The organism is Paenibacillus antarcticus (assembly GCF_001637225.1).
Lineage (GTDB): Bacteria > Bacillota > Bacilli > Paenibacillales > Paenibacillaceae > Paenibacillus_AQ > Paenibacillus_AQ antarcticus.
This window is the reverse complement of the sequence record NZ_LVJI01000002.1, coordinates 81,882-106,900: the sequence shown is the minus strand read 5'-3', so window position 1 is coordinate 106,900 and position 25,019 is coordinate 81,882. Positions and strand designations below refer to the sequence as shown.

Sequence of the window (25,019 nt, the reverse complement as noted above, 5' to 3'; positions counted from 1 at the left end):
CTTGCTTGGGGGTACATTGTGGAAAAGCGCTCGACATTCATTCCATCGCCAAAGAAACTCCTTTATGACCGAATCGCAGAAGAAGGTACAGTGTCCAAATCGGAGCTGCTAACAGCCTTTTCACTCACCAAAAGCACCATGACCCGACTATTGGATGAGATGACGCATGAAGGCTTGCTGATAGAATCCGGCTTCGGACAATCTAGCGGTGGTAGAAGGCCTATCTTATATCAGATTAACCCTTCATACGGTTATATATTGGGTTTGGAGGTCTCCAGGGTGTACTCATCCCTTGGATTATTCGATATGCAGATGAACCCAAAATCAATTATTCATTGGCGAATGGATGAAGCATTTACACCTGAGAACTTTTTGGAACATATAAGCACTCATTCACGAGCTTTCCTGAGAGACCATCAGTTGATAGATAGTCAAATTATCGGTGTTGGAATAGGGGCTGTCGGTCCCCTTGACCGGAAGAATGGCATGATACTACAGCCGCTACACTTCCCTGCTGCTGGTTGGAACAACCTCCCTATATGTAAGCTCGTAGAGGAGCGGACAGGCTTCAAGGCTTGGCTTGACAACGGAGCCAATGCCGCGCTTCTTGGTGAACGATGGGCAATCCGTCATACAAACATACAGCATATGCTCTATGTACATGCTGGAGCAGGCCTCCGCTCATCGATGATGTCCCATGGAGGCATTGTTCATGGAACGATGGATATGGAAGATGCCATTGGCCAAATGATCATTCAGACGGACGGGCCCCAATTGCATAATAACGGAAACTACGGGGCTCTGGAAGCGTTCGTCTCCGTCCAGGCGTTGGAACAACGTGCACGTTCTGAGGCGAAATTAGGCAGAGATCTGATCCTTAAAACATATAAAGTGTCCGCAGAGCAACTGACTTACGATGTATTGGTACAAGCCTTTAGAGATGGCGATCCACTTGCGCGTGAATTATTCACCCAAGCCGCTGTTCACTTCGGAATTGGCCTCGCTAACGTCATCAACCTGTTTCATCCTGAGACAATCATTCTAGGCGGCGCGCTCATTCACTCGCACGAGTTATTCTTCCAAACCGCAGCCGAAGTGGCACAGAAGAACATTTACCGTTATCCCGAATACAGCCCTCATTTCTCATTAGGGAAATTGAAAGAAGAAGCTGTCGTGACTGGTGCGGCAATTATGGTAAGAGACCATATGGTTCTCTAACCTATTAAACAAGGTAGCCCCAAATACAAATTGTATTTGGGGCTACCTCGTTCACAATCTTTAAGTTCACAAAAATGACCCGAACATAGTTGTTAGTACTTTAACCAATATCAGGTTTATCTTCAAAAGTAACTATAGGCTCCATTACGCCATGTAATTCGAACAAAATTAGTTCATTTTCGCCTTGACGGAGAAGCGGCGCCGGTACGTACAGCGTTTGTGTTGGACCCTTCTCCCAGTACCGACCTAAATTAAAGCCATTTATAAAAGCTTGCCCTTTGCTCCATCCGTCCAGTCGTAAGAAAGTATCCTCCAGCTCGCTGACTTGAAAGTTCCCCCGATAGAAGTTTGGCTGCAGAAGTTCTTCGCCATCAATTGGAGCAAATGACAATCCTTTAAGATCTGTTAACGGCAGAGAGCGAATGGTCCAATCATGTAAGAATTGATAGCCGAGCCTTACGCCGCACGTTATGCCTTTCGGATCACGAAGCTGTGGGCCATAATTCACACGTCCCATGTTTTCTACAAGAATATCGATTTGTAATCCCTCGGCAGGTACCTCCAAGGGAATTCCTCTCGGATCCCAGCGTTCTACTGTACCGGCAAAGGTCCCATTGGCGAAGACCAGCGCCCGGTCGCGCACTTCTTGCACAACGAGCTCCATACCGATGCGCGGTCCAGTGATCTTCGTCGAATACAAGATGAACCCATAATTCTGACCCAGTTTTTCCATCGGCTCCGGACATGCTTTACGTACGGGATGAGACAAAGCGTCTAACTGGGTGAACAAGGGTGATGATTCTGTCATCTGCACTTTGCCGTAAGCCCGTGACTTAATGACTGGGGGCAATTCCAGTGGCGGCAATTCTACATATTTCTCAATAATTTTTCGAGCTGCGTAGAATTTTTCCGTCGGCTTGCCAGACTCATCCAGTAGCGTATCATAATCGTAGCTAGTTACGATGGGTTCATATGTATCAAAAAGATTCGCCCCATTCATAAATCCAAAATTCGTTCCCCCATGGAACATATAGAAGTTGACAGAAGCACCTAAAGCCAACATCTCGTCCAAAGTCTCCGCCACTTCAGATTCGGGACGGGAGTGATGCGGCTTCATCCAATGGTCAAACCATCCATTCCAAAATTCCATACACATTAGCGGCCCCGTAGGCTGATATTCGCGCAGTTTAGCGAAGGATTCCTTTGCCCGCGAACCGAAATTCACTGTCGCGAATACCCCTTCGATCATACCTCCTTGGAGCATATGATCTTCAGCTCCATCTGAGGTGAACAGCAAAACATCCATGCCACGAGCGATCATACCTTCTTTTAGATAATTTAGGTAGGCTTTGTCACTTCCAAAGCTTCCATATTCATTCTCTACCTGAAGGGCGAGCACAGGTCCGCCATGGGTGCTTAATAGAGGCCGCAAACGTGGAAGCAACTCGTCGAAGTACGCATCCAGCTTGGATAAATAATCCTTATCTTCACAACGCAACTGCATGTTATCTTCCGCAAGCAGCCATGCAGGCAATCCTCCAAATTCCCATTCGGCACAAATAAATGGACTCGGTCGTAAAATCACGTGCAGGTCAAGCTCTCCGGCAAGCCGAACGAAAGCCTCGATGTCTGCATTGCCTTCGAAATAGAAGCGACCTTCCCTTGGTTCGTGTACATTCCAAGGGATATAAGTTTCAATGGTATTCAATCCACAGGCCTTCAGCTTTAGCAAACGATCCCGCCAATATTCCGGTACGATACGGAAATAATGAAGTGCACCAGAAAGTAGCTGTAATGGTTGGCCATCCAATATAAAATGATCACCTGATATAGATAAATTTCGCATAATATTCTCCTCCAAGCGCTTTGACTGTTACGGGAAGTCTACATCCTTGGGTCAATTGTGTTAACCCCGTATTAACTATTGTTCGGAACATATGGATATGGAGGATGCCATAGGGTGATCTATATGATAATGAAATCGACATAAGATAAGGTAAGTATGCACTTACAACGGTTGGCAGCAGTTCTTGAACTTTCTCCCGCTCCCACAAAGACATAATTCATTTCGACCTGGGAGCGGATTGCCCGTTTTTCTATACTCTTGCATCTGTTCTGCTTTGAGACGCTCAGCAAGTACAATCATCCGATCATAAGCATGTGAATAAAACATTTTATAACTTTGGCAGAAATAGTCTACCTCAGTTCGATCATTAACATCTAACCAGTTCCGGTTGCGGGGACAACCTCCATGACAAAAGCTAAGGTATTCACAATGATGACATGCTTCATTCATATTCGGCTTCATCTGCAAAAAGTCATCATATACAGGACTTGTAAGCAGTGACTCCAGATCACTCTGCCCGATGTTCCCTAGCCGGTGCTCTTCATCAATAAAGAAATCACATGGATAGGCATCGCCGTTAGTCTCAAGCACCATCATCTTCGGACAGCATGAACTGTGAACGCAAAGTTCCGGCTGACGATGCATAAATACAAGTAGCATATTCTCAAAGATACGAATAGGAAGCTCCGGGTACCCGTCGTTGTACCACAAGTCAAAGGTTCGACACAGAAATTGTCCATACTGTTCAGGCGTAATTCGAAAGCGTCCGGGCATACCGCTATTCTGCGAGACAAAATCCATGCAAGGGATAAACTGAATATAAGGAAACTTTTGTTCCTGATAAAATGCCATCAACTCATCCGGCTTCGTCACGTTATCTTCATGGATGACCGTCAGAATGTTATACTCCACACCCACATTCTGTAAATGGCGAATCCCGCGCATAACTAGATCAAAGCTACCTTTCCCGGATCCAGTTATACGGTGAGCATCATGAATCGTTTGAGGTCCATCCAGACTAATCCCGATCAGAAAGTAGTAATGTTTAAAAAATCGCGCCCAGTTGTCATTAATGAGGGTTCCGTTTGTTTGTAACGCATTGCTGATCGTCGTATGTGGCGGTGCATATCTTGCCTGCATCGAAACCACTTGTTCAAAATACGTAAGTCCCGCCAATAGTGGCTCCCCTCCCTGCCAAGAGAAGGTAGCTAAACCTGATGACCTACCCATGTACTGGGAGATAAACCTCTCCAGAAGAGCTGTGTCCATCACTCGGATCGGTTGATGAGGATGGCCTCCTGCTGTGCTGTAATAGCAATAATCACAGGCCAGGTTACAATCCTCAGAGACTGTTTTCCACATGACATGAAGGTTCTGTGGCTTAGAAGGCTGGACGCATGCACTCATCGTGCATTGCTCCTCCATTGCAGATAATCCCTTGCATGGAGGGGTCCTCCTTCTTTCATAACTACCCAAAGGGGATCCTCGGTGTATGGCATCGTATTCATCATTTGATCATGCCACTCATTTAATAGATAAACCGCCTCCCGGCACAATTCTGGGTACGTCTCAGCAAGATTATACTGTTCATGAGGATCTTCCTTCACATTAAAAAGCATCTCATTCTTAATATCAAAATGGCCTGTATGGTACGACCGAATATACAAATAGTCTCCAAAACGAACACTCCGCTGGCAGACATGCGCACACTGCGTAATGACCAGATACGGCTGAGCGCAATCCTCTCCCCTTAAGATGGTGGGTGCAAAGCTAGATCCGTCCCAAGAGGGCGAAGGGGGTTGATTTATTAATTCCGCAAGGGTAGGACCGAGATCCAGTTGATAGTGAAAGCCTTCATCCACATGACCCTGTTTGCAACCTGGCCACCTAATGATCATCGGCACACGGCATGTAGCGTGATCAGCGGTACCATGCTCGCAATAGATACCGAGTTCTCCCAAATTCTCCCCATGATCTGCACTGATGATGATAACCAGATCATCCATGATACCCTCATTTCTGAGTGCATCGAACAGCATCCCAATATGGCTATCCATGTATCGGACTGCACAATCATAACCGTCAATGATCCGACGAACGCCTTCCATATTGACAACATCATGAGGTTGTCTTGGATATCCTGGCCGGACAAACATATCGATATTTCTCAAGCTACAGTGGCCATCCTTCTCTAGATGGGAGTTCACGACTTCCTCGCTCAGCCAGGATGGTAGTTCCTCATTCTCAAACGGATTTCCAAACTCTTCAGGAGCACGATAAGGAGTATGCGGATCCCAATAATTAATATGTAGAAACCAGTCATCTTGTTTGGCATTTCTACTGATCCAATCCAGAACAACAGGCGTCACCTCTTCTGCAGATTCCAATCCACACCTGCCGGTGTTGTATACTTCTGAGAATCCAGCATTAAAGGTCCAAGCCCCATGTCTTTCCGCAAATGGACTAACTGATACCGATCGCATGCCCGATTTTTTAAGAAACGCCGGCAAGCTCTCCTGTCCAAGGATATCGTGAAAGCCACGGCTCAGACCTTCTCTTCGCATGTCGGCAGCCGTTCCACCGTGGGCATTAACACCTGTATGAATTCCAAACCTACCCGACATCACCGCTGTCCTAGAAGGCAAACATGGAGCGTCAGAAGTATAACAGTTGTCGAACCTCACTCCCTCTGCAGCAATAGAATCAATATTGGGAGAAGTGTTTCGATGGTACCCGTAAGCTCCTAGGTGATCAGGACGCAGTGCATCCAGATCTAGATATAAAATACGCATAATCATTCTCTCCTTCAACTTAGTCTAGGTGATTGAAGCATAAGTAATTCTCTAACATTCATTGTAAAAACATTAATCTCTTGGTGTCTATTAGATAACTTACATAGATAAGAATGGAATGTTCAACTTTTATACACCTGCTATGACCGAAGTCGTCGCAATTGTATGCCACAAGTTCGCGCTCATGGCCACCGTGGCAACATCTTCTTTACGACCATCAAAATATAAGATTTCCTGCTCTAATTCCTCTAGGCTTGGTATCTCGCCATTCAGATACATATCTAGCCGCCAGCTCGCCGATTCCATACGCTGCATTAAGCCGCCCATGCGAAGATCAAATACGTCCAAACCGAAGATCTTATTCTCGGATCTCCATTGGGCCCGGTACGCTGCGATGAACCCCTGAGATCGCTTCTTAAGCTCGGGCAGTACTTCATACGCATACCGTTTCAACGTAGTCTTATCTCTGTTCAGATAAGCGTTCCTTATATTAATTCCAGTATCTACTTTCAGCTCAAGCAGTTGGCAAAGCGCAACCTGTGTCTCGAAGACCACCTTCCACTGAGGATTTCGCTCTCCCGCCATCTCCATCATTGAAGCAGCCTGGCGGTAATGCTCCGCGTAAGTCTTCGGTACAATATGCTTGTCGAATAGACCACACAGAATATCCTGATATAGCAAATACTTAGGTGGATTCACAGAAGAACCTCCTGGAGCAGGATTATCTGGAACCAGGTTGGCAATATCTAGATTCATAAAATCAGCATAGACGCCTCCCGTACAAGTCATGAACCGCTCACTAAGATAATCTTCATCAGATCGGTTTGCATAACTGAGCTCCGCCCAAAGCTGAAGTGATGGAAGAATTCCAAATAGTGAGGCTTCCGCACCATTATCTCCCCAAGCTGTCAACAGTACATCCCTAATTCCGTTTTTTACGCAACTGTTATGTGCCATGACACCCGTATGGTGACTAAATCGATTGTTAGGCGTAAAGCCCATCCACTTCCATGCCCCACCCGCAAAAATAATTTTGTCGCTAAGTTGTTTATGTTTCTCCAGCATGCCATCATAAAGTGCTGGTTCCTCGGAATAATAATCCCAATAGACCAAGCTAACATCTTCCGGAATCATTTCTGCGATATCTGTACGTATCTGAGCGTTAGCATCGTAGTACTCGCCCGAACTTGCTAGCCTGAAGAACATATCGCTCCACATCATCGGCTTGTATCCATATCGTCTAGCGATTTCCATAACCTTCCCGAAGTGCCTGAGCATCAACTTAGACCGATCCTGATAGCCATGCTTATCTAAGTATTTGCCCAGTCCCATCATATGGGCTTCATCCATCCCAATATTGATATTCCGGCTCGTCAAATTCTCGGACATGTTGGCAAACATGTCTTCGATTAAATCATAGGTACGAGGGTCATCGATTAACAAAATATCATTGCAATCCACAAGATGCGCATGTTCTTGCCATCTAAGCGTAGCCCCTAAGTGCGCTAACGTCTGAATACAAGGTACAAGCTCAATTCCGAACATGGCCGCATAGCGGTCCATCTCCCGCAATTCTTCCCCCGTGTACCGTCCTCTCATATAACCGAAGTAAGGGTGATCCTTCAATTCATATGTATCTTCTGTATATAATTGAACCGTGGAGTACCCCATCAGTGCCAGTCGGCGAATCATTTCCCGATAAGCCTCGGCATGAAGTACCGCATTGCGCGAGCAATCTATCATAACCCCTAAACTATCATAAACTGGTATTTCATTGATATCGAAGATCACTTCTTGTTTCATCCGCTCTCTCCACAATCCAATGGCACGGATTAATTGATGTGCTTCTCCATACGTAATAAACCCTTGACTACCGTCATTTCGGACATGAATCCCTTTGCCCGTGTGCTCGACTTGCAGGGGGATGCCTCCTTCGTTCAGTTGAATATCCAGGAGCTGTGCTACCTGCGATACAGCCGACAAATTCAGATCATTTAATCCCGTTATGGTTATTTTCATTTTTTTCACCTCAGGTTTGTATTGTTATTCGCCTTTTTCGTCACAGTATATCAATCTACCACTTTCTAAGTAAATATATATATATTTACATATATATGAAAGCAACTTCCTGACAGTTAGAACTGTCAGGAAGTTGCCTTTAAGCTTTTAAACTTTAATTACTTAATGCCTTCTTCTGCAGCTTTAGCATTTACTTCTTCAATCATCTTGTCTAATCCCTTAGCTTTATAATCCTTCATGATTCCTTCCCACACCTTATCAACCGGCTCTTTGGATAACATAACCTTCAAAAGATCATCATGATCTAATACATTGAACTTATCCTTAGTTGGAGTGGACATATAAGTCAAGCGAATATCATAGTTTGGAACTTTGGTATTCTTCAGAATCCAGTCGATATACTCAACGCCTTCCTTACGAATCTTCTCATTAGTAATCGATGGGTTACTCATATCGTAAGTATCAGAAGTTTCGTAGGAAACTAGATTTTTAAAGAAGTTTCTTGTTGGGTATTTCTCATGAAGAGGTCTATCTCCAATAGCAACTTTCTTGTCACCTTCGATCTTGTAATCCTCATCTAACTTACCATAAGTCAACAGATCATTACCTTCAGGTGAAAGAATGTAATCGTACAATGCCATAATTCGATCCATTTTCTCATCGCTGATTTGGCCATTGAAATAACTCTCAGACCAGTACGTTTTGAAAATAGCGTGGTGACGTTCCCCATCAGGTCCAACCAATGGCTTAAGCACTTTAACATTATCCGTGATATCTACGCCTGGGTATGCCTTTTCCCAGCGCTTGGTATTAACATTTCCATCAAAGTTTATAAAGCCTCCACCAATAAGTACTGCAGCTGCCTTACCTGAAACAAACTTATCATAAGATACATCTGGTTTAGTCAATGCGATATCTGGATCAATCAATTTGTTCTCATACATTTCTCTCATATTCTGAAGTGCTGGAAGAGCATTCTTTGAGAATACTGCAGGAATTAATTTTCCATCTTCTTCAATCCATTTGTAATCGCTTCCGCTTCCATCACTCGTTGCAAGTGGATTACCATATAGCCAGAAGAAACCACCAATCATTTTCACTTGTGCTGCTGTCAGACCAGTAATTTTCTTACCTTCAGAATCTTGTTTCACGATAGCATCAAGCATGGCTTTGAATTCATCCCATGTTTCAGGCTCTTTCGTAATTCCAGCTTTTTGTGCTAAATCCCATCTGTATAGAACTGTTCTATCTAAAGCACTCCAGTCTACACTTGGGAACATACGACGAGGTACTGTATATTGCTTACCATCAACAGCTAATCCTTCAATGTCTGGTGCTTTAAAGAATTCTTCAAGGTTCGGATATTTAGCTAGATCGGGAAGTGCTTTTACAACACCTTGCTCAATCCATTTCCTCTGATATTGTGTTCCGATTGCATCAATCGCAAATATATCAGGGAGTTGACCGGAGGATGCCCACATTTGAATCTTCTGAGCATAATCATCCCACGTTGTATTGACTGGCTTGATCGTAATATTAAATTTCTTTAGCATTTCTTGTGCTAATGGATCTGAAGCAAGCTTGGAAAGTTCAGAATCAATATCCCAGGAAGCGATAGAGATCTCCATAGGCTCCTTATATGGATCATCAACATTTGTACTCGTGTTAGTTTCTGGATTCTTTGGTGTATTCCCACTACCTTCATTACTACTGTTACCACTACCACACCCTGCCAACATACTTGCAAGTAATGCAGTACATGATATAAGTGTGATTAATTTTCCCTTTTTCACTTTCATGGATGAAGCCTCCCTTTTTCACATATTTAGGATAGGTTGCTATATTTTTGTTTCCTTATCCTTTAATTGAACCCACCATGATTCCTTTGTTAAAATGCTTTTGCAAGAATGGGTACACTGCGATAATCGGAACACATGTAATCACAATGGTTGCCATCTGCAATGCAGGAGTATAGACCTTGGCACTATTCCCTTGAGTTGCCATATCCATCGCCATTGAATTTAGTAATGAATTGGACGTAATCAGTGTCTCTCTAAGATAGATCTGGAGTGGTACCTTGGAAGAATCGCTGATGAAGATCAACGCATACCACCATTCATTCCATCTCTCCACCGCATAGAATAGGCCGAATGTAGCGATGAAAGGTGCAGATATCGGCAGGATGATTTTAAGTAAAATGTACATATCATTCGCTCCATCCAGCTTGGCTGATTCTTCAAGACTTTCAGGTATTGTACTGAAGTAATTTTTCATAATGATAAGATAGAACGTATTCAGTCCCGCTGGAATAATCATGACCAATATATTGTTAACTAGGCCTAGTTCCTTCACAACAAGGTAAAAAGGGATTAACCCTCCGTTAAAAAACATAGTGAATAAGATCAAGGTGAGCATTCCGTTTCTACCAGGCATCCCCTTCTTAGATAAGGCATACGCACCTGCAACGGAAAGAGTCATACTGAATGCAACACCTACAACGGTTACGATGACTGAATTTCGTAGAGAGCTCCAAAACTTCATGTCAGACAGAATAAGTTTGTAAGCAGATAGATCAAAAGACTTAGGTAATATATATAAATCACTCTTACTAATAGCATCGAAACTCGCAAACGAGACAATGAGTACATTATAAAACGGAAAGAACGTAATTATGGTGAGTAGACCCAAAACGATGTAGGCTACGATGTCAAATAATTTCCATTTTTTTCTTTTCTTTTTCAACACTGCATCCAATTTGTTGTCCCCCTTACTCTATTTAATACAACCCTTCCTCACCAAGCTTCTTCACGATCGTGTTCGCCACTACTAACAACACTAGACTAATGAACGACTTCATAATTCCTACTGCCGTCGTATAACCGAAATCTCCTCCAGTTGTAAAAGATGTTCGATAAATAAAGGTGTCGATGGTATCCGCAACGGAATATACCGGCGAGCTGTAGAGATTGAAGATTTGATCGAAGCTTGCACCTTGCGACATCAGTTGACCCACGTGAAGAATTAGGAGAATGGCTACTGTACTCTTGATACCAGGCCATGCGATATGGAGGAGCCGTTTAAACCGATTGGCCCCATCCATTTCTGCAGCCTCATACAACTCCGGATTGATTCCTGCTAGCGCCGCTAGATAAATGATAGAGTCCCAACCAATTTCCCGCCAGATGTGTGTAATGTACAATATCGGCCGAAATGAATTCTCATCCACAAGAGGTGATATCGCTTCTCCGCCGAACATCACGATCAACTGGTTCATGATCCCGTCTCTGCTCATGAGATTGACAATTATACCAGACAAAACAACCCAGGAAATAAAATGTGGAAAGGTTAAGATCGTCTGGAAAACGCGTCTTGCGACTACTCGTGAAAATTCATAGAGGACGATCGCTAAGATGATCGGTGTCGGGAAATGCGTTACCAACTTCACCAAACTGATCATAATCGTATTGAAGAATGCACGGCGCAACTCCAAATCAGTCATCATCGTTCTAAAGTGTTCCAGCCCGATCCAAGGGCTTCCAAGAATACCTTCCCTGTAGTCAAATGTCTTGAATGCCAGTGTCACCCCATACATCGGAGCGTAACTAAAAATTGCATACCATGCCAAGAGAGGTAAAACCATGATATAGAAGTACTTATATTGGAGAATTGTTCTCCACAAGCTCCTTTTATGTACTTGATTCGTCATTTTTGCCATCCAATTTCGCCACCTTTCGTTATTATTTGATAAATTGCTTCTGTTTTCGTGGGGCTATGTGATAAATTATAGAGAGAATATCAATAAGCGGGTATGGACAAATAATTCTAAACATGTGGATATTATTATGAAAGTGCTTACATCTCTTCTTTATCATAGTTTTATACATACCTATCGTAGTTTACACCATACCAATCGTGTCCTTACGCTATTACGATTGAATTAGAGTTCGCTTGTAACAGGGGGATAAATATGCATACAGCTATCGTTGTCGATGATGAAAAGTGGATCGTTGAGGGTATCAAAGCTGGCGTAAACTGGAAGAAATATGGATTCGAGGTTATCGGGGACGCAGAGAATGGGAAAGACGCGCTTCAAATGATCAAGGACCTTCGCCCAGACCTTGTCCTCACAGATATTAAGATGCCAGATATGAATGGCCTAGAACTTATTAAGAATGGAAAAATTGCTTCTCCTGAAACCCTATTTGTGGTGTTGAGCGGACATGCGGAATTCGCATACGCACAGAAGGCTTTAAACTACGGCACCTTCAGTTACTGCTTGAAGCCGTTTGAGATTGAGGAAATTCACAGCATGCTAAACAAGGCCTCTGAATGTCTACAAGACAAATTGAAAGCGCCAATACGCTCTTTTTCCACAGAAATGTACGAAGCTATCTGTTCCAGCAATACAGTGAAGATGAACCAACTCTTAAAAGATAACAATATGCCCGTTCATTCCAATTCTCAAATTACACCGATTGTAATTCAAGGCGTTGATAGCACTTCCGTTGACTACAACTTAAGGCAACTTAGCTTCCCTTTGAACTTCCGCCGACAAGGCTATCTTGTACGCGATGAACTTAAAGATGATTTCCTTCGTCAATGGCGTCTTATCCAACCATCGAGTTCCTTTAGTGCAGGTGTGGGCTATCCAATATCGGATGTTGTTGATTTGGAAGCTTCCCTCGAAGCCGCCTCCCTAGCGGCATACGGCATATTCTCAACAGGTAACGCTGGTATCTATCAAGCTACCAATCAGGCCAGCATCTCCATCAACGAGACTCTCAAGGAAATTAATCACGCCCTTGATCATAAAGACCAGATCCAATTTGTAAAGATTCTAGAGTCCACAAGAGACTTGTTTCACAATGGAACCTTTACGATCAAAGATGCTTACTTGATTTATACGGCGGCGATGTATCTCTTCTATCGTGAGGGTAACAGGACGAATAGTCGATTCTTCGAAGGATATGAACACTTGTACATACATTACGGGAATATTGATATCATGATCGACGAAATGATCAAGGAGACATACGATCATTTCACGGAGGCGATATCGGCTTCCGTGTTGAATGTTGCCCACAAGAAAGTGAAGGAAATCGTTATTCATCTCCACGGCAACTTCACTCAAGAAATAACGATTCAAGGCCTTGCGAACAAGTTTTTTCTAAGTCCCAATTACTTATGCCAATTATTCAAGAAGGAAGTCGGAGAAACCATCGTAGAGTATGTGTCACGTTTGCGGATTGAATATGCCTGCAAGCTTTTGAAAGAAACTGAATATACCATCTATCAAGTCGGAGAAACATGTGGATTCCAAGATTATTTCTACTTTACAAGAATTTTCAAACGATATAACAAGATTACACCAACACAATATAGGGCAAAACAATGAAATTCTTCAAAAAGCTATCTATTCGAATACAGGTCATGATTATTGGCATGGTAATCATCGCAATGATTCCCCTCGTTATCATTAAGGTGTATCAGCAGGCCAGCACGACAATCATCATTCAAAATACTCTATACAATACGGAGCTAGTATCCTTGCTAAAGCAGAAGCTGTCTGCAAATTATACTAACACTTCCAATTTGTTGATGAATATTGGCTACGATACAACCGTACAGGCTTTATTAATTGAAAGCGATAAACTGGAAATCTATACCCTTTCAAAAAATGTCGAGAGTCTAATGGGTGTCATCAAAAATACAAATAAAGATATTCTTGATATTGCTATCTTAGGGCGATTGAACACACAGACGCCCTTTGCTGGAAAAATGAATAATATAAATACCATCATGGAGCAGGCTAAAGATGGTGGATCCGTTCACTATATCGGATTTCGTACAGAAGATATTAAGATTCCCAAGGATCATTTTTTGTTTGGCATGAATATTTATGCCTCCGGCGATACCGCCCTATATGGAGAGAAAGTCGGATTCATTGCCATCGCACTGGATGTCAAATCCATAAACACAGAGCTTGAGCGGTATCCCCGCCTAGCAGACTCGACCTTCATCATCATGGATAATAAAGATATCGTATATACCAACAACAGCAAAGATGATGACCTACTCAATCAATTTAAGCAGGCAGGCTTGCATGCAAGCAGTGAAGAAGCCTACATGGCGACCATCGAAGGTAAGAAATATGCGGTGCAATCTTTTGATTTACCGGAAATTTCGGGGAGTATCGTTACGGCCGTACCGATACAAAGCCTGATAAAGGAACTGGATACATTAAAGAGAACGAGCTATTTCATACTGGTGGCTGCACTGCTGTTGTTCTCCGTTCCCTATGCCGTTCTGATGATGAATATTCTTAAACCGCTTACCAAGCTGATGCGCTTCATGGCAAGGCTGAAGTCCGGGAATCTGGAAGTCCTGAATTCGAAGGTTTCCCTAGAAGGATATGCTGAGATTGAGGTCATATCCCACGAGTTTAATACCATGCTCGAGAGGATTAACGATCTGACCGAGCGCTTGATTGAAACCACAACTAGATTATATCAAGTGGATCTGGAGAAGCAACGAGCGGAATATGCCTATCTGCAAAGTCAGATCAATCCGCATTTCTTGAGTAATACACTAGATTCTATAAAGGGAATCGCTATCGTTAAAGGTAACCAGGAAATTTATGAGATGACAACCGCGTTAAGCACGATGCTGAGGTATACCATCAAAGCGAAGGATGAGGTCCTCTTAGGAGAGGAACTCAAGATTGCAGGAGCTTGCGTCAAAATTCACCAAGGGCGGTTCCCAGGTAAGATGGTGTTCGAGTTCGATTGTCCCAATGACTTGCTCGCGATTCTCGTTCCCAAAATGTTTATCCAGCCAATCATTGAGAACGCACTTAGTCATGGGTTAGAACCACGTGGTAAGAGTGGCTTACTCCTTCTTCGTGTAGAGAGGTCCGACATCAACCGCCTTGTCATTACCATTAAGGATAATGGGGTAGGCATCGACCCCCAACGCCTATCCGATATGATTGAAAGGTTAAATAGTAAGAATGTTTCTTCAACCGAGCATATCGGCATACAAAATGTTCATAATCGGTTATGGCTGAAATATGGCGATCCATATGGAGTCAACATTCACAGCATTCAAGGACAAGGTACAACGGTCGTTATCCAGCTTCCTATATACGATATGCAACAATAAATAAGTACCCTCTTAGACTTGCAGTTCAGTACCCCTTTTGGTGGGGCTGATCTGCAAGTCTAATTATGCCTATCGCTATGCGTTGATACATCTTATGGTATACAGTAATTCAACAACATACTACATATAGTGTGTCTTAGAGCACATTCTTTATTTTTTCAATATGATATGCTCACTATCGACACTTGTAAATGTTACTCAATCACTACATTTGCAAATAAAATATAAGGGTGATTATGATGTTAGTTATCAAACGAGATGGATCTGAAGTTTCCTTTAACCAACAGAAAATTATTGATGCTATATGTAAAGCCATGGATAGAACTGAGAAGAAAATAGATATGGATATCGCTCAGCGAATCGCTGATAAAGTAACTCACAAAATATCAAAATACGAGAAGATTGATATTGAACATATTCAAGATGAAGTACAGTCTGCACTCATGAATAGTAAGAGAAAAGATGCCGCTGAAGAATACATAGGCTATCGTGAGATTCGAACGCTGAAGAGGCGTGAACGAGGCAGTCTGGACAAGAAAGTTCAAGGCCTGCTCGACTTAACTAATGAAGAAGTATTGAAAGAGAACTCGAATAAAGACGGTGCTACGATTCCAACGCAAAGAGATTTACTCGCAGGAATTATGGCGAAAGATTTCGCTCAAACCTATATGATTCCTAAGAAGGTCGTAGAAGCACATAATCAAGGCCATTTACATTTTCACGATCAGGATTATAGTCCTTATTTCCCTATCTATAATTGTATGTTGATTGATCTTAAAGGCATGTTAGAAAATGGGTTTAAGCTCGGTAATGCTCAGATCGAAACACCTAAATCTATTACTACAGCTACCGCGATTACAGCACAGATTATTGCCCAAGTTGCTAGCCATATCTATGGTGGAAATACGATAAATGAAATTGATGTCATTTTAGCTCCTTACGTCGAGCATTCTTACAAGAAACATTACAGAAATGGACTTCATTGGTTGTACATGCTAGATTCCAGTACAATCGATACTTTGGACATTTCTTACGACAATCAAGAGCTACATGCACAGTATCCACGATGTTTCGATTATGCCGAGAAACTGACAGAGAAGGAAACCTTCGATGCCTTTCAATCCCTTGAGTACGAGATCAATACCCTAGTAAGTGCGAACGGTCAGACCCCATTCAGTACCTTCGGATTCGGTAGAGGAACCTCTTGGGCAGAGCGACAGATTCAATTTGCGATCCTAAAGAATAGAATTAGAGGACTGGGCAAAGATGGAAAGACTCCTGTATTTCCTAAACTTATTTTTGGCATCGAAGAAGGCGTAAACCTGAAACCTCAAGATCCTAACTATGATATTAAAAAACTGGCTTTAAAATGTAGCACACTACGCATGTATCCAGACATTATCTCTGTGCCCAAAGTGAAAGAGATTACAGGCTCCTTCAAATTCCCTATGGGATGCAGATCCTTCCTTGGTGTATACGAGGAGAATGGACAAGCTATTCATGACGGCAGATTTAATATGGGCGTAGTCACAGCCAATCTACCGCGGATTGCCATTCGTGCTAACGGTTCCGAAGAAGTATTCTATTCTTTACTCGATGAATTACTCGAGACTTGCAAAGAAGGTCTGATGTATCGTGTACAGCGTTTGAAAGGCGTCAAAGCCAAAGTTGCCCCTATTCTATATATGGAGGGCGCCGCAGGCAGCCGACTTCAACCAGAAGATACGATTGATCATTTATTAGAGAATGGTAGAGCTAGTATTTCCCTTGGCTATATAGGCATTCACGAAACTATACTGGCCTTATATGGTCAACATATGTTCGATGATACCATGCTTCGCCAAAAAGGATTAGACATCGTGAAGTATATGAGCGCTAGAACAGAACAATGGAAGATTGAAACAGGTTACGGATTCAGTCTATATTCTACGCCAGCGGAATCATTATGCTACCGCTTCTGCAAGCTCGATGAAGAGCAGTTCGGCGTGATCGAAGGCATCACAGACAAAGGCTATTACACGAATTCATTCCACTTGGATGTTAACAAGAAAGTGACTCCTTTCGAAAAAATATCGTTTGAGAAAGAGTACCCTCAGCACGCGAATGGTGGATTTATTACTTATTGTGAATTTGATTCCCTTGTGAAGAATCCTGAAGCTTTAGAAGCTGTATGGGATTTTGCATATGAGAATGTCCCTTACTTTGGAACAAATACCCCTACAGACAAATGTCTCGAATGTGGATTTGAAGGAGAATTTGAAGCCACAAATACAGGATTCGAGTGTCCTAATTGTGGTAACCGCAATCCAAAGACCTCATCTGTAATTAGACGCTGTTGCGGGTATTTATCTGAACCAAGTCAAAGACCATTTAATGCGGGCAAACAAAAAGAAGTACTCTCCCGCGTAAAGCACATGTGACTCCATGAACATAGCAGACTATAAGAAATTTGATGTCATCAATGGTACCGGACTTCGCCATTCTATCTTCACATCAGGATGCCAGCATCATTGTAAAGGTTGTTTCAATCCACTCACATGGAACTTCAGCTACGGTACACCTTATACACAGTCTTTCGAAGATCAGGTCATCTGTGATTTGAATATTGATTATGTCAAAATATCAGGGCTTTCAATTCTCGGAGGTGAGCCCTTCCAGAATGTATCTGGATTACTCGGGCTCGTTAAAAGAATGAAGAATGAATGTGTAGGTAAAGACATCTGGGTGTGGTCAGGATATACATTCGAGGAGATCATCGCAGATGAGTCTCGCTTAGAGCTACTGACGTATTGCGACGTTCTCATTGATGGAAAGTTCATATTAGAACAACGGAATCTTAAGTTACAATGGCGCGGTTCCGAGAATCAACGTGTGCTCGATGTACAGCAAAGTTTGATTCAAGGACAAGCTATTGGGTTGGAGATATCTTAAAGGATTCAATGTGAAAAGGGATTTGAGTTCAACCTCAAAATCCCTTTTTTTAATCTACATACGATTGCCATATTTATAGTACCAACATATTTACTTGTTATTCAATTTCAACACTTTCACCATGGCTGTGATCATACCCAAATGTAAATTCTCATGAGACATATTTAACGTTACAAGTTCACCAATCGTTTGCGCCTTTGCAAAGTTATCCTTAACGGCAACCGGATCACCCAGTCTGCCCTGCAGCGTATCTTGAAGTGCTTGAAATTGCTCTTGCAATTGTTGAATAAGAATTTCCCAATGTGGGGGCTCGTCCTGCCAATCTGCAGGTTTAGTCCCGTTGTTAAATAATTTCCCATATGAGGATGGAATCTTAGATTCATAACCCCCATAACGAAGTGTGATTCCATCAGCAACCGTAATAATATGTCCAAGTTGCCAATGAAGACTGTTGTTGAACCCTGTAGGTACAACCTGTCTTTGTGCCTCTGGGATATTCTCAACTTGCTGAATTATTCTTTCTCTCGCTTTACCAATCAGTCCGAACAAATAAGCTTCACTCATCGATGTTCCTCCTTTTTCATATCACTGCAGTAATCCTATGATTACGACTACATCCTTCTATAATATACTTTTTTACTGCAAATTCTTCCACCTTTCTTCACCCCATCCAATAAATCTCCCATCGCCTTATTTACGTTTCATTAATTGGACATAAATGGTAAGAATGATAAGTGAGTATATAAAGGGTGCAACAAGCAACCCTATAATTTCATCTCCAGAATACGTGTCATAGTTCATTAACAGATTCATCGTATAAAATGTTGGTGGGAGTATCCACGTGATCCATTCTAAGGCAGGACTCAAATAGCTTGCTATAGATCCTTGGCAAAAAGATAGAATAATAACGACTAGAATACCTCCTATGGCGATACTGGGCTTACTGCCAAATCTGCCTGTAAAGAAAACCGTTATAGCCATACCAAGGAATGATAATCCCAAATGAGACAACAAACCCACAAAGATGTCCTCAATTCCAACGGGTCTGTCAAAATAATCACCCACTATTGGATATGTCATAGAAACAATAATCAGAATTATGCTCATAAGAACGATAGCTATAAGTAAACCTATGTAATATTTCGCTGGGTTTCTTAGGTGTAGCAAGGTTATTTCTTCTTGAACTGGGCTTTCCGATTGCATAAAACTATAACAAATCCACGCCGTTACAATGAATGATAGCACCGACGTAACTGCAAAACTACCCATCACGGGGTTGGGTTTATAGGCGTAAAATATACCAATAAAAATTAAATAGGTGAATAATGGTGGAATAAATCTATAAGAGCGGTTGTAGTTGCGGAGCAAATAAATCAATAAATCTTTATACAAATCACTCTACCTCCCCCGCAATTGTTATCGACTCACTTATGATCCATTCTTTGTATTCTGTTGGTGTAACAGACCAAATTGACCCATTGCAATTTAAAATCATTAACAAAGCCTCATCAGAGAATTCACTTTCAACTTGTAAACGGTAAGCTCCATCAACCTTCTCCAAATTTGGCACTCCGCCTATCTGCCCTATATCAAAGGTAGATACATTAGAAGGAAGCTTGAAATGAATGGTAACATATGATTTCTGACCCTGTATGCTGTGCAGTTGAACTCTTCCTTGCTGTAAGGAGATGGTCCGATTCGCCAACTCGTCCAATAAAACAGACTCATGACATGTCATAATCATAGAGATATCCTGCTGTTTCATTTCTTGTAACAAGCCTAGTAAATCTTGCTGGGATGTAGCATCCAACCCAGATAAAGGCTCATCTAGTACTAACAGATCGGGTTGAGACAGAACTGCTTGCATAATGTTAACTTTCTGAAGCATCCCTTTTGAGAAGAAATTCATTCGTCTGTCTCTAACTTCTGTTAACCCGAACTGATCCATTAACTCCTTTACTCGACGGTTCATAAATTTCTTATGCAACCCTTGGATCTTCCCCATGGATAATAAATATTCCTGTGTTGTTAGCCGAAGTTTAGGGAATCGCTCTGGTACGTAACTAATCTTCGTCTCTTTGGCTAAGTTGTTGTGGATTTTTCCGCTTGAAGGTCTTATTAGACCACAAATGATACGTAACAATGTGCTTTTACCAGATCCATTCGCACCGATCAGGGCTACTATTTCCTTTATCCCAATGGAAAAAGTCACATCTTGCAACACAACCCTCTGATCATATTCCTTAGAGATATGTTCTAGCCTAATGATGTCTTCCATGTTAACCTCCATATCAAACGAGATGTATTTCGTGTAAATGTCACACATATGTAACTCATATAATTATTTTACATGAAAAGGTTTCCCAGGAAAATATAAACATAGTAACTATGTGTCAACCACGCGTCCTACAGGATTAGAATACATGATTGTCGAAGTCAAAGAGACACCGTAATATATTCATTAAGGAGCGTGATCCTAAGTGATTGAACATGTCCGTAATAACAATGTAGAACGCTTTGCTGGTTTTGGTGATTTATATGATCAGAATCGCCCTAGTGCACCTCGCGAAGTCGTTGATATCCTCACAACCTATTTACGTATTCACCCGCAAACCGTTGTAGATGTCGGATGCGGAACAGGTCTCTCCACCTTTATATGGCTGAATAGAGCAGATCACATTATCGGATTCGAGCCAAGTGACGATATGCGGGATGTAGCATTAGCCAAGTGGGAAGCTATCGGAAAGCCTTCGAATGTTACATTCGAGAACAGATTATCTCATGAATTAGGACTCCCCTCTGAGAGTGCAGACATTGTAACCTGTTCCCAATCCTTTCACTGGATGGAGCCGAACAGCACATTGCATGAATTCGCACGTATCCTTCGCCCTGGTGGCATCTTTGCTGCGTATGACTATGACTGGCCTCCGGTCTGCGACTGGACAGTTGATGATCGCTATCAGCAACTTATCACCTATGCGGATAAACGTGCGGCGCAGTTAGCACCGCAGGAACAGCGTGCTCATAAATGGAGTAAAGATGAGCATTTACATCATATTCAAGAATCTGGATTGTTTCGCTTCACCAGGGAAATCGTCTTCCACAGTTGGGAACTGTGCGATGCGAATCGATACGCGAACATTGCTCTCAGTCAAGGCGGGCTTCAAACGGCCATTAAATTAGGCGCAGAAGAACTCCATGCCGAAGTATCGAACTTCCGAGAACTTGTATCAAAAGCATTTGGCGGAGAATCCCACAACATTCTATTCAGTTATCGGATGCGACTCGGTATTCGATAACTGAATAGAATGTCATCCTTTCAATACGCATATACGCTACACCATCTACCAACAGAAATAGCAACAATAACCCACTGACAAGTGATGATGTCAGTGGGTTATTTCGTTGAATCATCGATATCACGGTCGTGATTCGAATCTATCTCTCATAGAAAGCTACAAGTTCTTTAACAATCTCTTCTTTATTATGATCAATAACCAACTGATATTGCGGTTTCGCGAACAACTGCTCAATCTCTGTTGGGAATGCTTGCTCGATCTCACATTGTTCGATTGCTTCATTGAATTTAGCAGGATGAGCGGTAGCGAACGAGATACAAATCTCATCTTCACCATTACAAGCTTCATATGCAGCAACGCCACAGGCCGTGTGCGGATCTAATAAATAATCATATTCGGCTTTATAGGTACTGATCAATTGAAGACCTTCCTCATTGCTAGCTCCATGTGCCTCGAAATCATTTTGAACTCTCACTAAATCCTCTGCGCTAATGACAATCTCTCCATCGTTCTGAAGATTCTTCATATAAGCTGTCACTTTCTGCGCATCTTGCCCCAAGAAGTAAAAGAGATATCTCTCAAAATTACTTGCTACTTGAATATCCATGGAAGGACTGTGCGTAGACTTGAATTCACCAGGTTTGTATTCGCCACTCTTCACGAATCGCTCTAGAATATTGTTCTCATTCGTTGCAATGATCAACTTATGAATTGGTAATCCCATCATCTTCGCTAGGAAGCCTGAGAAGATATTCCCGAAGTTCCCTGAAGGGACACTAACATTAACCTTCTTTGGTTGATCTCCTTGCTCGATTTGGAAATATGCGTAGAAATAATAGACGCTCTGTGCCAAGATGCGAACGAAATTAATAGAGTTAATCGCACGTAGGTTATGCTTGCTTTTGAAATCTAAGTCTGCAAATTGTTCTTTAATGAGTTTCTGGCAATCATCGAAATTCCCTTTAACTGAAAGGTTCAATACGTTCTTGTCATCAACCGTTGTCATTTGTAGTTCTTGTACCTTACTTACTTTCTCATGAGGATGAAGAATACAGATCTTAATTCCTTCTTTGCCACGAATCCCTTGAATTGCTGCTGCCCCTGTATCTCCCGAGGTTGCTCCAAGAATATGAATGATTTTATTCTGCTTCTTTGATACATAAGAATAGAATTCACCCATGAATTGCAAAGCTACGTCCTTAAATGCAAATGTTGGTCCATGAAATAACTCTAGAATATATAGAGAATCATTAAGTTTCTTAACAGGTGTTACTTCAGGCGAACGGAAACTAGCGTAGCTCTTGTCCACCATTTCCTTCAGATCTTCATTTGGAATCTCTTCATTCGTGTAGAGAGAGAAAATTTGAAGAAATAACTCCTTATAGCTTAATGTACTCCATTCCTTCAACATCGCTGCTGAAACATGTGGGATTTTCTCTGGAATCATTAATCCCCCATCATCTGCTAAGCCCATGAGTACTGTATCGATGAACCCTTGAGGCGCTACATGGCCTCTTGTGCTAATATATTTCATACGAATCCTCCATTGATATCATTTAGAATAGTTGACCAGAATCCTCGATTTAAATAGATAGTTATATCTATAATACCTTCAGTTGCAAATATAGCCAATCCCTTATTTTTCAGAAGTCCCATATATGAGGTGCCTTCTGAGTCAAATTGTTACTTTCTCTTGTTGTCATTCATGTATGATAGCTAGACATAAGTCTACTCATGATCCCTATAAAAGGAGCCTCGTCCATGATGAAAGCCGCCGTAATTCATAAATATGGTAAACCTACAGTTTTCACAATCAAATCCTTACAGGAACCTATGCCTCGGCCTGATGAGGTACAAATACGAGTTATGGCTTCTTCAGTAAATCCAATTGACTATAAAACCCGCTCAGGAAGTATCTTCTTTATGTCAGGCTTTAAGTTCCCACGAATTCTTGGGGCTGATTTCTCTGGTGTGGTGAGCGCGTGTGGATCTCAAGTTCAACATGTTAAACCTGGAGATGAAATCTATGGTTTCTCATCAGCTGCCACAAAGGGTGGAGCATATGCCGAAGTCATGTGCTGTCCAGCTTCTAAAGTCGCTCTTAAACCAACCCTTCTGAATGATCACCAGGCCGCAGCCATTCCATTAGCCGGACTCACCGCCTATCAAGCCCTTCACAGAGAAGGACATATCTCCTCTGGTATGCGTGTACTTATTACGGGAGCTACCGGTGGTGTAGGACATTTCGCCGTACAGATGGCCAAAGCCGCAGGATGCCATGTTACTGGTGTCTGCCATTCAAGAAACACTAAGCTCGCGACTACCCTCGGTTGCGATGAGGTATTTCCTTATGATCAATCCGATTTCAGAAACAATGACCATCATTATGATATTATCTTTGACGCTGTTGCCAAATATGGCTATTGGCGTTGCCGTCGTATTCTAAAGGTGAATGGGACGTATATATCCACGATTCCCTCACCCTCTATTCTACTGTCGAAATTTTCATCTCGCCGACAAGGTCGATTTATATCCGTGCATGCCAATACAGCCGATCTGGAAATCGTGGGACAATTGAGTAACGATGGGTTAGTGAACCCTTTTATCGAGAATATATTCCCTCTATCGGACATTGCCCAAGCCCATGCACTTAGTGAAACGTCTAGAGTACGTGGTAAAATTATTATTCAAATTCAAGATTAGGAGGTTACCCTTTAATTGATTACGAGAGAACAACTTGAGAATAAGCAAATTTGGATATATGTCGTGTCTCTATTTATTGGAGCTATTGTAGGATTGACGAGCTCTACCCTAAGTTCCTTTCTGTTCTTTACCATTTCTCCCGTCCTAGCAATCCTTCTATATAGTATGTTTGCACAGATTCCTTTTCTTCAGCTACGGGAGTCACTTTCAAATGGAAGATTTATCGGAGCACTACTGATTACCAATTTTATTATTGTACCCATTGTCGTGTGGCTGCTAACACAATTATTCCCACAGACTCCCCCTGTTCTAGTCGGAGTCTATCTGGTCTTACTAACGCCATGTATCGATTATGTCATTGTATTCACTCAATTAGGGCGTGGAGATGAAAAATTAATGTTAGCGGCAACACCTATTCTATTCGTCGTTCAAATGATATTACTTCCGTTCTATCTATGGCTGTTTATAGGAGAAGAAGCGGCTAATATGATGAGAATAGGTCCATTTATAGAAGCTTTCTTAAGCTTAATTGTTCTACCGCTAATCCTAGCTATATGTACGCAAATGTGGGCTATGCGAAGTCCAAAAGGGCATTCCGCACTCACCGTAACCGCTTGGTTACCCGTCCCATTCATGGCAATTACTCTTATCGTTGTCGTAGCATCTCAGATTGAGAAGGTACTTACTGATTTCCAAGTCATTATTCACGTGATTCCAATCTACGGTCTATTTCTTATCATCATGCCAGCGATCGCACGATTCGTCGCCATGCTGTTCCGCTTAGATATCAGAGCAGGTCGAGCACTTATTTTCAGTTCGGGAACACGTAACTCGCTGGTAGTTCTCCCCCTTGCATTGGCCTTACCTGAAGAATGGTCTACCATCGCGGCAGCGGTTATTGTTACCCAGACGATTATTGAATTGGTTGGAGAGTTAATCTACATAAGAGTCATTCCAGGGTTTGATCTACGTAATCGACATAAGCAATAAGATTCCAACCGATTCAAGTGTATAATGACACTCACCAACCATCGGTACATCACAATACAG

Annotated in this window: 20 protein-coding genes; 8 read left to right on the top strand and 12 right to left on the bottom strand. The window is 42.2% G+C overall.

What is annotated here, in order from left to right:
* Positions 1–18 precede the first annotated feature (18 nt).
* Positions 19–1,218, top strand: a complete 1,200-nt coding sequence (locus tag PBAT_RS03365) for an ROK family transcriptional regulator (protein WP_068646550.1) — start codon at positions 19–21, stop codon at positions 1,216–1,218.
* Positions 1,219–1,318: 100 nt separating this feature from the next.
* Here PBAT_RS03365 and PBAT_RS03360 read toward each other — a convergent pair whose 3' ends face one another.
* The 7 genes from PBAT_RS03360 to PBAT_RS03330 all read right to left on the bottom strand — a co-directional run bounded on the left by PBAT_RS03360 (position 1,319) and on the right by PBAT_RS03330 (position 11,590).
* Complete coding sequence (locus PBAT_RS03360) at positions 1,319–3,064, bottom strand: glycoside hydrolase family 35 protein (RefSeq protein WP_068646548.1); 1,746 nt, start codon at positions 3,062–3,064, stop codon at positions 1,319–1,321.
* Positions 3,065–3,226: 162 nt separating this feature from the next.
* Positions 3,227–4,471 carry an anaerobic sulfatase maturase gene (locus tag PBAT_RS03355; RefSeq protein WP_068646545.1) on the bottom strand — a complete coding sequence of 415 codons (1,245 nt, stop codon included), beginning with the start codon at positions 4,469–4,471 and terminating at the stop codon, positions 3,227–3,229.
* Positions 4,468–5,856, bottom strand: a complete 1,389-nt coding sequence (locus PBAT_RS03350) for a sulfatase family protein (protein ID WP_068646538.1) — start codon at positions 5,854–5,856, stop codon at positions 4,468–4,470. Before PBAT_RS03350 ends, PBAT_RS03355 begins: the two co-directional genes overlap by 4 nt.
* 129 nt (positions 5,857–5,985) lie before the next feature.
* Positions 5,986–7,875: a beta-N-acetylhexosaminidase gene (locus PBAT_RS03345; protein ID WP_068646536.1), complete on the bottom strand. Its 1,890-nt coding sequence runs from the start codon at positions 7,873–7,875 to the stop codon at positions 5,986–5,988.
* 158 nt (positions 7,876–8,033) lie between these two features.
* Positions 8,034–9,674, bottom strand: a complete 1,641-nt coding sequence (locus PBAT_RS03340) for an extracellular solute-binding protein (RefSeq protein ID WP_068646534.1) — start codon at positions 9,672–9,674, stop codon at positions 8,034–8,036.
* A 55-nt stretch (positions 9,675–9,729) separates the two neighbouring features.
* Positions 9,730–10,620 carry a carbohydrate ABC transporter permease gene (locus tag PBAT_RS03335; RefSeq protein ID WP_068646830.1) on the bottom strand — a complete coding sequence of 297 codons (891 nt, stop codon included), beginning with the start codon at positions 10,618–10,620 and terminating at the stop codon, positions 9,730–9,732.
* A 31-nt stretch (positions 10,621–10,651) separates the two neighbouring features.
* Complete coding sequence (locus PBAT_RS03330; protein ID WP_068646533.1) at positions 10,652–11,590, bottom strand: ABC transporter permease; 939 nt, start codon at positions 11,588–11,590, stop codon at positions 10,652–10,654.
* A gap of 252 nt (positions 11,591–11,842) precedes the next feature.
* On the opposite strand from PBAT_RS03330, the gene PBAT_RS03325 reads away from it, so the two are divergent.
* The 4 genes from PBAT_RS03325 (at position 11,843) to nrdG (ending at position 17,967) form a co-directional block, all read left to right on the top strand.
* Positions 11,843–13,270 carry a response regulator transcription factor gene (locus PBAT_RS03325; RefSeq protein ID WP_068646531.1) on the top strand — a complete coding sequence of 476 codons (1,428 nt, stop codon included), beginning with the start codon at positions 11,843–11,845 and terminating at the stop codon, positions 13,268–13,270.
* Positions 13,267–15,036, top strand: coding sequence for a sensor histidine kinase (locus PBAT_RS03320; RefSeq protein ID WP_068646529.1), 1,770 nt, complete (start codon positions 13,267–13,269; stop codon positions 15,034–15,036). Before PBAT_RS03325 ends, PBAT_RS03320 begins: the two co-directional genes overlap by 4 nt.
* 236 nt (positions 15,037–15,272) lie before the next feature.
* A complete protein-coding gene (gene nrdD, locus PBAT_RS03315; RefSeq protein WP_068646527.1) occupies positions 15,273–17,456 on the top strand; it encodes an anaerobic ribonucleoside-triphosphate reductase in 2,184 nt (727 codons plus the stop codon).
* A gap of 4 nt (positions 17,457–17,460) precedes the next feature.
* Entirely contained in the window at positions 17,461–17,967 is a 507-nt protein-coding gene (gene nrdG, locus PBAT_RS03310; RefSeq protein WP_068646525.1) for an anaerobic ribonucleoside-triphosphate reductase activating protein, read from the top strand.
* A 90-nt stretch (positions 17,968–18,057) separates the two neighbouring features.
* On the opposite strand, the gene PBAT_RS03305 is transcribed toward nrdG, so the two are convergent.
* The 3 genes from PBAT_RS03305 to PBAT_RS03295 form a co-directional block, all read right to left on the bottom strand.
* Positions 18,058–18,531 (bottom strand): DinB family protein, encoded by a 474-nt coding sequence (locus tag PBAT_RS03305; protein ID WP_068646523.1) that lies wholly within the window; start codon positions 18,529–18,531, stop codon positions 18,058–18,060.
* 126 nt (positions 18,532–18,657) lie between these two features.
* Entirely contained in the window at positions 18,658–19,359 is a 702-nt protein-coding gene (locus tag PBAT_RS03300) for a hypothetical protein (RefSeq protein ID WP_068646521.1), read from the bottom strand.
* 1 nt (position 19,360) lies between these two features.
* A complete protein-coding gene (locus PBAT_RS03295) occupies positions 19,361–20,245 on the bottom strand; it encodes an ABC transporter ATP-binding protein (protein ID WP_068646520.1) in 885 nt (294 codons plus the stop codon).
* A gap of 202 nt (positions 20,246–20,447) precedes the next feature.
* Here PBAT_RS03295 and PBAT_RS03290 point away from each other — a divergent pair, with 202 nt between their 5' ends.
* Positions 20,448–21,266, top strand: coding sequence for a class I SAM-dependent methyltransferase (locus PBAT_RS03290; RefSeq protein ID WP_068646519.1), 819 nt, complete (start codon positions 20,448–20,450; stop codon positions 21,264–21,266).
* Positions 21,267–21,405: 139 nt separating this feature from the next.
* Here the strand turns inward: PBAT_RS03290 and thrC are convergent, their stop codons facing one another.
* Entirely contained in the window at positions 21,406–22,800 is a 1,395-nt protein-coding gene (thrC, locus tag PBAT_RS03285) for a threonine synthase (protein WP_068646517.1), read from the bottom strand.
* On the bottom strand, positions 22,797–22,922 hold the full coding sequence (locus PBAT_RS26170; RefSeq protein ID WP_276326518.1) for a hypothetical protein: 126 nt from the start codon (positions 22,920–22,922) through the stop codon (positions 22,797–22,799). Before PBAT_RS26170 ends, thrC begins: the two co-directional genes overlap by 4 nt.
* 105 nt (positions 22,923–23,027) lie before the next feature.
* Between PBAT_RS26170 and PBAT_RS03280 the strand changes: the two genes are divergently transcribed.
* Together PBAT_RS03280 and PBAT_RS03275 are read left to right on the top strand one after the other, a co-directional pair.
* Positions 23,028–23,969 carry an NAD(P)-dependent alcohol dehydrogenase gene (locus PBAT_RS03280; protein WP_246168499.1) on the top strand — a complete coding sequence of 314 codons (942 nt, stop codon included), beginning with the start codon at positions 23,028–23,030 and terminating at the stop codon, positions 23,967–23,969.
* A gap of 15 nt (positions 23,970–23,984) precedes the next feature.
* Positions 23,985–24,959 (top strand): arsenic resistance protein, encoded by a 975-nt coding sequence (locus tag PBAT_RS03275; RefSeq protein ID WP_068646514.1) that lies wholly within the window; start codon positions 23,985–23,987, stop codon positions 24,957–24,959.
* The last annotated feature ends 60 nt before the right edge of the window (positions 24,960–25,019 follow it).